Consider the following 13,268-nt stretch of genomic DNA (forward strand, 5'->3'; position numbering starts at 1 on the left):
TTGTAAAAAATATGCGGTGAACCGGAATAGAATGGTCAATATATTTATCTGAGTATTGCAAAAATGGTGAGTAGCAATTTTATCGGAAGATGGATGATCGACAGAATACGATAATGTATATATTACCTTAATAAATATTTAATGCTATCCATACCAATTTCCTCAAATGCTTGTGAAATTGACCATGTCAGAAATAGACAAATTGTTCAATCCTATATTAGGATTGAAATCTTTAAAAAACATATCTTCCTAATATAAAAGACCCCCAAACATCGGTAGAAATCGACATTTAGGGAGTCTATGTAAATAATACCTTGGTTTAAAAGCTTCCATACTCCTTTTAATTGAATCAACTTCATCAATATTTATATGATCTTGTACCATCATAATATAATCAAGAGTGGGTGCTTTTAATGCGGTGTCGATGATATCTGGAATAGGTAAGATTCCTGTTCCTATTTCAGTAGAGCATTGTGGACTTCTTGTATCTTCAAATATTGGATCATAAAGACATCTTCATACATCACAGTTGGCTGTAGTGCTTCTTTCGGAAAATCTTTTTGAAGGAGAAGAACTAAACGACCTTTATATTTTTCTATTAATTTCAGTGGACCATGGCCTGCACGTGAGACTCCAGTATGTGTCCATTTCAATGAACACAAGTTCTGGATCGGTGTTTTCCTAATGATTTCATAAACCGTCTTATCACCGATGTTTGAAATTCTTGATAATAGTAACGCATACCTCGTTCCTTACATAATTGAACAATTCGCAGCGACGTCGGAGGTAGTCCATATCCTGATATGGATAAAATTAAATGCCAAGCCAATTTGTTTGTATCCTAATTCTTGATGGTAGTCCAATACTGCAGGTAGACGATCAATATTTAAAAGGTTCACATGGCAATCCACAATCGATAAACCTAGGTTATTTAGCGTTTCTTTCATATCCTTAGCTGACCTCAAATCCAACCCCATCAACGTTAAGGGCGTCGTGGTTTGCAGCTTCTACATACGCATACTTATAACCTGCTTTTACAATTTTCTCTGTCTCATATGTTTTGCTTTCAAAGACTCACGTACAGAATATAATTGAATTCCAACTTTTAATGCCATCGTAACTTTCATTCTTTCTTTTCACTGCATGTCTAATATTATGCAAATTGCTTCATCAAATTCTTTCCCCTTAGATTAACGCTCTGCAATTTCTTTTGTAATTTGTGCATGAGTTTTATCTAGTTTGTAGAACATTAAAACGAAAATTTCCAATACTGTGAGTATAATCGGTGCCAATATCATTAATGTTCTAATCATACTAATCGCATTGTCTGATATAGCGACTGGATTATAACCTACCCATCCTAAGGCATATGCTACGAATGCGGATCCAATCGCAACCCCAAATTTCGTTGCAAAACTGTATGCTGAGTAAAGTAATCCTTCTGTACGTTCACCATATTTCCACTCTTGATAATCAATGCTATCCCCTAACATAGTTAAGTTTGCTGGCTCACCGAATCCAATGAGTACGTTGATTAAGAAGAATAATAGAGCAAAAAGAATGGTAGACTGACCTTCAACGAAAAATAGTAAGACTAATAATACTACTACGATTGAATACATACCGATACTTGAATTTCTATTTCCTAACTTCTTAATTAAGTATGGTGCAATAACTGCTCCTACTAGGTTAGCAACATTTAGCAGAGTTAAATAGACCGGTACCATATGTGGCTTGTCGAGCACATAGTTCACATAATAAATAAGGATTGCGTTCATTACTCCCAAACGTACAAACCACAATAGCACGTTGACTGCGGAAACCACCCACGGTTGATTTTTAAACATTTGCCTGATAGATTTTTTTAGATTTGGAGTATTCTCCTTTTTAATCGATTGAGTAATCTTTTCTTTACAATTTTTAAAGACTAATAAAAACAGCCCAATTCCGACAATTGAATAAATCGTCATCACAAATGGAAAACCAACTTGTAGACTCCCTTTTCCAATGTAACTAGCCAATGGCAAGGTTAAAGCAGCAACAATAATACCACCAATGGATCTACCAATTGAACGAAAACTACCTAATTGTGCTTTTTCACCTGAATCTCTTGTCATCATTGTCATTAAAGTACCATACGGTAAATTAATAGCAGTGTAAATCATCCCTAGTAAAGAATATGTGATATAGGCATAGACTAACTTCCCTGTATCAGTAAAATTGGGTGTAATAAAGGTTAAAACACTTAATATTCCAAATGGAATCGCCATCCACAATAGATAAGGACGCGCTTTCCCGTGCTTGCTATTTGTCCGGTCTATCAAGACTCCCATAAGAGGGTCGTTGACGGCATCCCATATCCGCGTGAGTAGAAATAATGTTCCAACCGCTGCTGCGGAAATACCGAAAACATCGGTATAAAAGAAAAGTAAATAACTCGTGGCCATCCCCCAAACAAAGTTCGAGGCTAAATCTCCATATCCATAACTAATTTTTTCTTTTAAAGTTAACTTATCTGGTAAAGTTGGTCTGTTTGATAAGGATGACTTATTTGTTTTTATCGTTGTTAGATTCATCTCTAGTCTCCGTTGTTCATTTATTTTGGTAATTCCACTCTATTCCAATATAGAGTTGTTTTTAATTGCTTGATAGTTTTTATCTTTCTTTCACCAAAAACCTTTTATTTCAATTCAATTGCCTTTCCCATTTCAGCAGACTCATAGATAGCTTCCAAAATCTGTGTTACTACATAAAATTCTTCGGGCTTCACTAGTGGCTCACTTTCATTGAGAATAGCTTCGATCCACTACTTCGCTTCTAGGTAACCCATATCGAATTCTTGCCCTTCAAAGTAAGAAATTCCTGAGGCTTGAGTTGTTGTCGATTCAATTCTTTGTCCATATTTTGTACTGTTAAAAGTTATATAGCCTTCGTTTTTGTCTGGATTTTTTGGAGTACAAACATGAACAGCATCAATGGATTGATCTTCTAATAATTTCTTGTAGTCTGTATAAACAGAAGCACCTTTAGCTCCGTACTCTTTTGCAGCTTTTTCAGCTCTCTCAGTCAAAACATCGCAAAATCCAACAATCTTTACCTCGCCCACTTTTGCCAATGAAGGTAAAAGTTTTTGGTTGGCGATTCCTCCACATCCAATGATCCCTATGCTTATTTAACGTATTTCTGCCATTATTTATCTCTCCTTAAGTTTATTAAAACCCTTTCATAAAAAACTAGATATATTCAAACTATTGATTTAAAGCGCTTACCATCATCATAATGATAATAAAGCAAAAAGTTGAATCTCAACTGACTTTTTTAGCTCTTTTTCTAAAAACGCTTTCAGAAACAACTCATTTATAGATTAGTGTAAAAAAATAATCTTGTCAATATATTGCATGAATTTTTAAAAAGTTACTTATTCTCGCTCTTTTATTAATTGCTATTATTAGGAAAACACAATTTTTATATAGATCTCTATTAAACATTTGACAGTTTCTATCAATCTGGTACACTTTTACTGAAAACGTTTTTTGAAAGTAGTTTCAGAAAACGATTACATTATCTTGGTTATCTGGAGGAATATACATATGATTAAAGGTTTAAGTCAAGCCGGACTTGCAAAAGTGGAAACTGTTGAAGAGTTAATTAATCTTGCTTCTGAAAATGGATTTGAAGCTATCGATACAAGTGGATCTGCTTTAAGAGATTTTATTGCAGAAAAAGGCTTATCCGAAGCGAAAGCTTTGTTGAAAGAAAAGGGAGTTATCATTGGATCTATGGCTTTTCCAGTGGAGTGGAGACAAACCGATGAAGAATTTAGAGGTGGTCTAGAACTTTTGTTAGCTGATGCAAAAACAGCCGCTCAATTTGGTTGCCATACTTTCTTCACGTACTTCATGCCTTCAACTGATAATAATGTCATTGATCATTTGATGATTCTCACGAAACGCATTCGAACATCTGCCCGGTTATTGAAAGAGTATGATATCAACCTAGCTTTGGAATTTGTTGGGCCACATCATTTGCGAAATAAATGGGAAAATGTATTTATCTGGAATATTAAGTCTACAATTGAATGGTTAGAAATTATTGATGAAGACAACGTTGGAATTGTACTAGATAGCATTCATTGGTATACGAGTGAGGGAACACTTGAAGACATTACTTCATTAAAGCCACATCAAATTGCTTATGTTCACCTTAATGATGCAAAAAACGTACCGGTAGAAGAAGTACTTGATAATGATCGTTTATATCCAGGTGAAGGAGTCATTGATTTGAATGGCTTTCTTCGCTCCTTAAAAGAAATTAACTATACTGGCGTAGTTTCTCAGGAAATTTTAACCATTGATGAACCTGCGGAAACAAATGAAGTACTGGCTAAACGTTCAAGAGAAGCATTTACAAAAGTTTTTACTGAAGTAGGTTTAGAATAATTACCTTATAACAAATAAAATAAGATTTAACTTCCGTGCACCAATAAATATGCCCTCTAAAAGTAGATAGGCTTATAATTTTGATCTAGCTGCTTTAAGGGGGCGAATTTTCATGTCTAAATGAACTCTTGGTTTAAAAGAATCTTTATTTCCTTATTCCCGCACTTAATTATAACTTCATAAACGGGTTTTGTACCTCATCTCTAATTTGAGAAGGAGTTTTTCCAGTATCATTTTTCACGGTTCTTGAAAAATGATACGACGTTTTAAACACTGTTTGAAAGGCATTTTCGCCAATTTGTGGACCAGTGTTTCTGAGGAGCTATAATCCACAGTGAACACATGCAGGATGAAAAAGGCAAATTTCCGTTCAATTTTGAACGGAAATTCGCTTTTTTATGCTCTCTTCTTTACCTATGTTCCTTTTTTAGCTCATTATCCGTTTTAGATTAACGGCGAATATAGTCATCGCCCGCCAATTAGACCTGAGACGATGCAACATCGTACCTGTGTCTATTCTAATATCCCTGATGATGCAATGGTAGAGGTGCCGGTCTTGTTGATATCTCATGGGCCAAAGCCTTTTACTGTTGATGAAATGCCAACTTTTATAAAGGATTAATTGAAAATCAATTTGCCTATGATTCTCTTATCCTCATTATATTTCAATTTGTATGTAAAGGGTTTTATGCATAATTTTCTAATTTCTAATGATTGCTCCAAGGGAAAATGACATACAAAATAAATTAAATATTATTATGTCTTCATCGAAATAACACTTTACTATATAAAGGCCAAAGATAATCACGGGATAGTATGTTCCCCTGATTATTTTTTCACAATTTGGAGCTATATTCAAAATAGGGTTAAAGAGTTTTAATTGTAAGAATATATTGTTTGCTAATTTTTAAAGTGATACCATGATTTCAGAAAGCTAAGGTGAAAGGGCTTGCCTTAATAGCTCAATTTTCTATTAGTAACTATCTCAAGAGATAATTTTAGGAGTATGTTTCCGGAGAACATACAAATGTATCGGAGGGAATATATCGGAATAATACATTGTTTAGCACCTTTGAATGAATACAACTAGATTTTTCCTAATTTATAAATTAGTGGGTGAGTAATTATGAGAACGAGTATCCAAAAGTTTGGAAAAACATTAATGGGTCCATTATCAATCATTGTAGCCTCGGGATTGCTTTTAGGTATAGTATCTATCTTACAAAATCCGGCTCTTGTTGGTGAAACTGTTTCTAACGCTGTTATTATTCAGAATTTCATAGGCGGCGTTCAGGCGATTGTTTCTATGATGTTTGGTTTGCTACCTATATTATTTGCTATTTCGGTGGCAACTGGAATGGCAAAAGATGATAAAGAAATAGCTGGTTTTGCTGTAGTGATCGCCTTTATTATTTTCCATGTAGTGATCGGCTATTTATTACAATTAAAGGATATTACGCTGGAAACTACTTCAGTGGAATATCTGCTAAAACAGGGGTTAACGCAAATTCAAGCGTTTGAGATTTCAAATGCCTATGAAACGATGTTAGGTGTATTTACGTATCGTATGGGGGTTTTTGGAGGCATACTTGTAGGTTTATGGACTGCTTTTATTCACAACAGGTATCATACTAAACAACTTCCCACAGCTTTGAGCTTTTTTAGTGGTAATCGTTTTGTGCCAATTGTAATCATCGTTACGATTCCGTTCATTTCTATTATAACTTTCTTTATATGGCCTTATTTCAATAGTGCCATAAATGGACTGGGAAGTTTGATTAGTAAATCGGGAGCATTTGGTACTTTTATGTATGGTTTTTCCGAACGCTTGCTTATTCCAACAGGGCTACACCACGTATTAAATCAGTTGATTCGTTTTACGCCAATTGGCGGTACTGCAGTTGTTGACGGTGAAACAGTATCAGGAGCATTAACTATATTTAATTCAGCACTATCATCACCACAACCGGATATTGATATATTAAGACAATCAACTCGCTTTTTAACACAAGGATACCATCCTTTCATGTTATTCGGATTACCTGCCGCATGTTATGCAATGTATAAAACTGCTTTTTTGAAAAATCGACCAAAGATTAAAGGAATGCTTCTTGCATCTGCGTTAACTGCGTTTGTAACCGGTATTACTGAACCGATAGAATTTGCGTTTATCTTTATCTCTCCAGTTCTTTGGATATTCCATGCATTTATGGCAGGATTGTCATTTTTACTCATGACTGTGATGAATGTTTCCGTTGGGAATGCCGGCGGGGGAATGATCGACTTAACCATCTTTGGGATTTTACAAGGTACTTATACGAGATGGTACTTAGTCGTATTAGTTGGTATTGCTTATGCAGTTATTTACTACTATGTGTTTAAATTTGTGATTCTGAAATTTAACGTTAAAACACCTGGTAGAAGCACAGACTCTGAATTAAGCGAAGAAGAAATCGAAATGGCATCAGATGGTGATCAACTTGGAGCTAATATTCTCAAAGCTCTAGGTGGAAAAGAAAATGTTGTAGAAATTGATAATTGTATTTCCAGATTAAGATTAGTATTAAATGATACTTCATTGGTAAATGAATCATTATTAAAAGCTACAGGATCCATGGGAATGGTTAAAATTGGCCAGAAAAATATCCAAGTCGTATACGGTGGAAAAGTAGAACAAGCAGCAAGATCCTTAAAGAAGGAAGTAAGAAAATAAATCTTCCAGTCAATAAATAGGATAAAACTTTTAATGTAACATATTGTTAGTTTTAATAATCAAACCATTTATATATCAATATCTAGAAGGAGGGAAGATTCATTAAAGCGATTCTGCTTTAATGAAAAATATAATATGAAAACTATATTTGTAAAAGATTATGATGAAATGTCAAAAAAAGGTTATGAATTAATGAAAGAGGTAATTGAAACGAAAGAGCAACCGGTAATATCTATGACTACTGGTGGTTCACCTAGAGGATTGTTTGAATTATTCGTAGAAGATATTAAAAATGGCTTAGATATTAGTAATACAACAATCATGAACTTAGATGAATATATGGGCCCTAAAGATGCTGTATATACAGTAAAGACATTTATGTATAAAAATTTATATAACATAGTCGATACAGAGCCAAAAAATATCTTCTTAATTGATGGAGAAGCACAAGACACAGATAAAGAAATTGCCAGATATAAAGAAATTCTTAATCAATATCCTAGAGATGTGCAAGTATTAGGGTTAGGTACGAATGGTCATATCGGTGCGAATGAGCCGGGAACTCCTTTTGACTCAACAATGTTCTTAGCACAACATGACGAATCTACAATTCAAAGTACGATGAGCGGAAATGGCATCACAAGAGAAGATGCTCCAACAGAAATGTTAACTCTCGGATTTACTGAGATATTAGAAGCAGAAAAGATAATACTTCTTGTATCTGGAAAGTCTAAAGCAGAGGCAGTGAAAGCTTTACTAGAAGGTGAAATCACTCCAGACTGTCCAGCCACAGCATTAAGAAATGCTGAAAATGCGATTGTGATCATAGATGAAGAAGCAGCATCGCTATTGGAAAAAGACCACAAAAGCTTATAAGTCATTAATATAAAGACAATTACCCCAAAAAGTAGTACAGACCAAGATTATGGTTTGTACTACTATTTTTTTTGAATAAATAATGTAAGCATCAAATTGTTTCCGCCTTTCTACAATAATGAGAGAATGATAATCTATTCAAATAATTACATCTCGACTGGAATTGGGAAAGGAAATGAGTAATATTACCTTGATTCAATAGTGGTTGTGGGCGAAAATATGTATTTTTAATGAATGAAAGTCAATTGAAGATAATGAAAAATAGTATTGAATATTATGGCGATCTATTCAAATAGCCACTTCCTTTTTTTTGACTGCAAAGGTTTCGATATATTGCATGTTTTTTCGTAACCAGGCTAATCCGACGCTATGATCAAACCCTTCGATTACAACTGGAACATCTTTCATTTGTAGAAATTTTAACAATATATTACTAGGTAAAATACCATCGCCAAAAGGGATGTGCAGCTGATGTTCGTTCACATCACTAATGTGGATTTTATTCACATATAATGACTGAGACCACTGTTCATGTGCATTCTCTAATAGTGGGATATGGGCGACATTAAAGGTTGTTTGTAGATCGGGTTGGAATACCCCTGTTACTCGATTGATAAGATTAGGTGAAACAACAAATTCTTTTGGGATTGTTTCCATTAGCTCTAAAGATAATGTCAATCCTTTATCTTTTCCGTAGCTAGTAAGTTCATGTAATGCGTCAAATAATAAGTCCATATGGATTGATCTATCTAAAGTTGCGAGTGTCATTTTTCCGGGATGAAGCGTAATATTATCGGCCTCTATTTGTTCCGCTAATAATATTGACTTTTTAATTTCATTGATGGATTGCTTGCGAATACCTTGATTTAAAGCACAAATATTTAAGTCCCAACTTGCAGCGTGCATGGTTAGCTTTTGTCCAGTCTCTTTACGAATTTGATTCACTTGCTTAGGATCTGAATTGTAGTACCAAAAATGATCGGCCCACACTTCCACGCCACCCAGCTCAAATCGGTTTGCAATCTGTAGAACGTCCTCCATTTTATAGGCCCAACATAATGTTGATGCGATGCGAAGATGATTCATCCAAGCATCCTCCTTTCACATATTTACTAAGGAAACAAGAGTGTTCTGCTTGTTTCATAGTTTAATCATAGATGAGCCATATTAAGAAAAAATCAATTTTTATTGTGAAGTTTGTAAAGATTACTTAGGGTTAAAAATAGTATCAATAGTGGATACACGCTAATATTTGCATATATAAGCATGTAAATGTAAAGGAATAGTTAATAATTTACATAGTCTTCATATAAAGTGAATGAAATAAAAAAACGAGCATAGGAAATTTATATAACTTTCCGGACTCTCTTTTTTTTTATGATATGTATTGAATTGTCCCCGTAATTCTAATTGCCCATTCATAGCATACTTAAGGATACAAAGAAGATTAAAAATTTTCGCCATAATTACATATTTCTGTTAGAATATACCCATGATAGTCTCTAATATTACAAATATATTTCAAGTTCTCACAAGTCGTTTGATTATAAAGTAGTGAACTTATAAATGTTCACTTTTATTGAAAGGGGATTGTTTGGTGAGTCAGCTAAAAACCGAAGCTATATTAATGGAAAAATCAATGGAGTGGTTTGTCAGTAAAACAAACGATATGTTTTTATTAATGGATACTGATGGTAAAGTCAAATATGTAAACCCTTCATTATTAAGAATGCTGCAAACAACATACTCTGATATTATGGATCAATCCTTTCTAAATTTCACACATTGGGAGGATAAAAATAAAGTAGTGGAAAGATTACTTCTTTTGCCATGGCATCAATCCTTTGTGCCTTTTACTAGTCGCTGTTGGCGTAAAGATGGGACATATTGTACTATGCATTGGAGCAAGGCTGAGTTGTCTGAAAGAGGATTCATTCAGGTCATTGCCCAATCTGTTGCGGAAAATCATAAAGAGCGTCAAATGGAGAGAACACCTGCCGACGTGTGGCGTAGTGCTTTTTTTGATCATACAGATGATCCCGCAATTATCATTGATATGGATGGTCGCGTTATATTGGGTAATCAAGCATTTGAAAAGGCTTACGATTGGAAGCTGAAGGAGAGAGGAGATAAGATTTATACCATTATAAATCAAACTCAAAGTGAATTTATTGATCTCCGAAATAGGATATTAAATGGCGAAAGAGTGGTTAATCATCAAATCATAAGTAATGGTTCTGTTTGTCCACTCTCTTTAACAGTGTCTCCAATTTATGATGATTCAATAGGAATTACATGTTTTTCAGTTATTGCAAAAAGCTTGAAGGAATTACAAGAAGGAAGATTACTAGTGGAAATGCAAAATAAAGTAATAGAAGAAGGGGATAGATTGCTTCTTGATATTACTAAAAATATTAGTGAAGTTATTTGCCTTTATGACATGGAAAAAGACAAAGTACTCTACATTAGCCCCTCCATTGAAAAAAAGTGGGGTATTAGTGTGACTTCATTTTATGAGAATCCTATAAAGAGTCTTGATTGTATACATATAGTAGATCGAAGAAAGGTTATTGAGTCTTTTAGAAGTACAAGTGGTTTGGCAAAAAAAATGGAATACGCAATTAAAGATACTAAAAGTGGAGAATTGTCGTGGGTTCGAACAAAAATTACGCCAATTTTCAATGATGAAGGCATTGTTACCCGACATCTGAGCATATCCGAAGATATTACGGAGTTGAAAGAGCAATCAAAACAGGTCAGACAGTTGGACAATTTAGGATTAATAGGCCAAATGGCAGCAGGCATTGCACATGAAATTAGGAATCCAATTACTTCCGTGAAAGGCTTTATTCAGCTGCTTTCTGAAGAAACGGATCATAAATATAGTGATATTATTACGTCCGAAATTGAAAGAATTGAATCAATAATGAATGAATTTTTAGTACTTGCCAAGCCAGCTAAGGAAGTGAAATTGGTAAAGGAAAATATTAATAATGTGATACAGGAGGTTATTTCTTTTATGGGGCCAGAGGCATTATTACATACAGTGGAAATTAAATCCGAGCTATCAAAGGATATTATGCTTGTAAACTGTGCATCGAAACAAATTAAACAAGTCATCATTAACTTGATTAAAAACGCGATTGATGCAATGCCGAGCGGTGGTGCCATTCATGTTAATACAACTACCATGCCAAATGGAATGGTAGTCATTGAAATAAGGGATGAAGGAATGGGGATATCTAATGAACAATTAGAACATTTAAGGGAACCATTTTATTCGGATAAAGCAACAGGCACTGGCCTTGGATTAATGATCAGCTATAAAATAATTGAAGATCATAATGGCACCATTCAATTTTTGAGCAAGGTAGGAGAAGGAACCTCTGTACAAATCTTACTCCCATCGGCGGCATGAAAATATGGCTCGTCCGTTTAATCGTATATGGTTTTTTATGGGTTTGTTTTTTATTGCAAAGTGATAAGGATGAGCGCATATTTTCGTTAATCTTACTTGAATGTGCGCTCGCATTTGCGCTATATTTTTTCCTGCCTGTTATGAAGAAACCACTTTGGTTATATGTTAGTTTACAAGCTATCATCTTTACTCTTTTCTTACTGGATGTAAGCTTAATATGGATATGGATATTTTTATTGTATAGTTGTTTGGAAGCCGTGTTTCAGCTGTCTGTTATACATTATCGTTTGTATATCATTTATAGCTCTGCGTTACTCATATTATTATGTGTGGTTAAAAGTGAGTGGTCATTCATTTTATTCCTCTTTACTAGTTTTATATTTTTTCTAGGGATATTGCTTAATCAATCTATTGGGCAACGGGAAGAGCAGCAATATTTATATGAGCAGCTGGTCGGAGAGTATCGCAATGTAAAGCGAATGAATATAGAAAATGAGCGAATGGCGCGACTAGAGGAACGAACGCGAATTGCCCGTGACATTCATGATTCAGTCGGTCATAAGTTAACTGCATTACTGATGCAGCTAGAAATACTCACGATTCAAAAAAAGACAGATGAGTATACAGATTTAAAGAAACTGGCATTTGCTAGTCTTGAAGAGACGAGACAGGCTGTAAAAACATTGAAAAATGAGGAAGTGTCAGGAATTACTTCTGTCTTGCAGCTGATCAGAAAGCTAGAGGCGGAGAATCATCTGCTCGTCAAGTTTACAACGAAACAAGGAGTATTGCTTACAAAGCTAACGAATGAACAAAGTATTGTCATGTATAGGGCAATTCAGGAGGCATTAACTAATACGATGAAACATGCTTCTTCAAGGGAAGTATCCGTAACATTGGGGAGGTCTGCAATCGGCGAATTAGAATGGATTATTGCGAATTCAATGGAACACCCAATCCCGTTTGAGCCAGGTTTTGGATTAACAGCGATGAGGGAAAGAGTCGAGGAGCAAAAAGGAAAGCTTCGAGTCTATCAGACAGATCATGAATTTATTATCGAAGGTTCCATGCCTGTGGAGGGGAAAATGTCATGAAGGTGAGAATATTAATTGTAGAAGACCAAATGATTGTTAGGAAAGGCTTGCGGATGATCGTGGAGCAAGAGGAACGCTACCACGTCGTGGGTGAAGCAGGAAATGGTCTTGAAGCAATTGAGATAATGGAGAAATATGAGATAGATATTATTTTAATGGATATTCGTATGCCAGGCATGAATGGCATGGAGACAACGAAGATAGTGAAACAGCGCTGGCCGAATGTGAAAATACTTATTTTGACAACATTTAATGACGATGAAGCTGCGTTAGAGACATTGAAAGATGGGGTGAATGGTTTTTTATTAAAAACAGCTGAGCCACAAAAGCTTATTCAAGCAGTGCAGAGCTGTCTTGATGGAGGACTTGTTTTACATGAAGATGTGGCCGCAAAAATGATGCCGGGCTTGTTGGAAAAGAAAAAACTAGAGCCCATTCATGTGCCATTGACTGAACGGGAGCTTGATATTGCTAAGCTTGTAGGTGAAGGGAAGACGAATAAGGAAATTGCGAAGCATTTGTACTTATCCATTGGAACAGTGAAAAATCATATCACACAGGTTTTGCAGAAAATAGGAGTACGTGACCGTACCCAGCTCGCAATCTATGCAGTCAGAAATGATCTTGTGTGAAACTGTCTCTTTAGAGGCAGTTTTTTGCGTTTAGTGGATTACTTTTTCTTAGTAATCAAGTTGTGACTCAAGTCACCTCATTATTGTGACTGGAGG

Annotated in this window: 12 protein-coding genes; 7 read left to right on the forward strand and 5 right to left on the reverse strand. The window is 35.0% G+C overall.

The window, feature by feature from the left end; genetic code table 11:
• Positions 1-455: 455 nt before the first annotated feature.
• The 4 genes from MHB53_RS19420 to MHB53_RS19435 all read right to left on the reverse strand — a co-directional run bounded on the left by MHB53_RS19420 (position 456) and on the right by MHB53_RS19435 (position 3,172).
• Positions 456-653, reverse strand: coding sequence for a hypothetical protein (locus tag MHB53_RS19420; protein WP_340921509.1), 198 nt, complete (start codon positions 651-653; stop codon positions 456-458).
• Between the two features lie 99 nt (positions 654-752).
• Positions 753-965 carry a hypothetical protein gene (locus tag MHB53_RS19425; RefSeq protein ID WP_340921511.1) on the reverse strand — a complete coding sequence of 71 codons (213 nt, stop codon included), beginning with the start codon at positions 963-965 and terminating at the stop codon, positions 753-755.
• Positions 966-1,190: 225 nt separating this feature from the next.
• A complete protein-coding gene (locus MHB53_RS19430) occupies positions 1,191-2,576 on the reverse strand; it encodes an MFS transporter (RefSeq protein WP_340921513.1) in 1,386 nt (461 codons plus the stop codon).
• A gap of 230 nt (positions 2,577-2,806) precedes the next feature.
• Positions 2,807-3,172 (reverse strand): Gfo/Idh/MocA family oxidoreductase, encoded by a 366-nt coding sequence (locus MHB53_RS19435; RefSeq protein WP_445661536.1) that lies wholly within the window; start codon positions 3,170-3,172, stop codon positions 2,807-2,809.
• Between the two features lie 418 nt (positions 3,173-3,590).
• Here MHB53_RS19435 and MHB53_RS19440 point away from each other — a divergent pair, with 418 nt between their 5' ends.
• From MHB53_RS19440 to MHB53_RS19455, 4 genes are all read left to right on the forward strand, one after another.
• Positions 3,591-4,439 (forward strand): sugar phosphate isomerase/epimerase family protein, encoded by an 849-nt coding sequence (locus MHB53_RS19440; RefSeq protein WP_340921515.1) that lies wholly within the window; start codon positions 3,591-3,593, stop codon positions 4,437-4,439.
• 538 nt (positions 4,440-4,977) lie between these two features.
• Positions 4,978-5,061 (forward strand): hypothetical protein, encoded by an 84-nt coding sequence (locus MHB53_RS19445; protein WP_340924855.1) that lies wholly within the window; start codon positions 4,978-4,980, stop codon positions 5,059-5,061.
• A 504-nt stretch (positions 5,062-5,565) separates the two neighbouring features.
• A complete protein-coding gene (locus MHB53_RS19450; RefSeq protein ID WP_340921518.1) occupies positions 5,566-7,152 on the forward strand; it encodes a PTS transporter subunit EIIC in 1,587 nt (528 codons plus the stop codon).
• Positions 7,153-7,287: 135 nt separating this feature from the next.
• On the forward strand, positions 7,288-8,028 hold the full coding sequence (locus MHB53_RS19455) for a glucosamine-6-phosphate deaminase (protein ID WP_340921520.1): 741 nt from the start codon (positions 7,288-7,290) through the stop codon (positions 8,026-8,028).
• Between the two features lie 288 nt (positions 8,029-8,316).
• Here MHB53_RS19455 and MHB53_RS19460 read toward each other — a convergent pair whose 3' ends face one another.
• On the reverse strand, positions 8,317-9,114 hold the full coding sequence (locus MHB53_RS19460) for a sugar phosphate isomerase/epimerase family protein (RefSeq protein ID WP_340921522.1): 798 nt from the start codon (positions 9,112-9,114) through the stop codon (positions 8,317-8,319).
• Between the two features lie 511 nt (positions 9,115-9,625).
• On the opposite strand from MHB53_RS19460, the gene MHB53_RS19465 reads away from it, so the two are divergent.
• The 3 genes from MHB53_RS19465 to MHB53_RS19475 are packed head-to-tail and all read left to right on the forward strand — an operon-like array spanning position 9,626 to position 13,172.
• A complete protein-coding gene (locus tag MHB53_RS19465; RefSeq protein ID WP_340921524.1) occupies positions 9,626-11,446 on the forward strand; it encodes an ATP-binding protein in 1,821 nt (606 codons plus the stop codon).
• A 53-nt stretch (positions 11,447-11,499) separates the two neighbouring features.
• The gene (locus tag MHB53_RS19470) at positions 11,500-12,540 is read left to right on the forward strand and encodes a sensor histidine kinase (RefSeq protein ID WP_340921526.1); all 1,041 of its coding nucleotides are present in this window, start codon (positions 11,500-11,502) and stop codon (positions 12,538-12,540) included.
• The gene (locus tag MHB53_RS19475; protein ID WP_340921529.1) at positions 12,537-13,172 is read left to right on the forward strand and encodes a response regulator transcription factor; all 636 of its coding nucleotides are present in this window, start codon (positions 12,537-12,539) and stop codon (positions 13,170-13,172) included. Before MHB53_RS19470 ends, MHB53_RS19475 begins: the two co-directional genes overlap by 4 nt.
• Positions 13,173-13,268: the final 96 nt, after the last annotated feature.

This window comes from Bacillus sp. FSL K6-3431 (genome assembly GCF_038002605.1).
GTDB lineage: Bacteria > Bacillota > Bacilli > Bacillales > Bacillaceae_C > Lederbergia.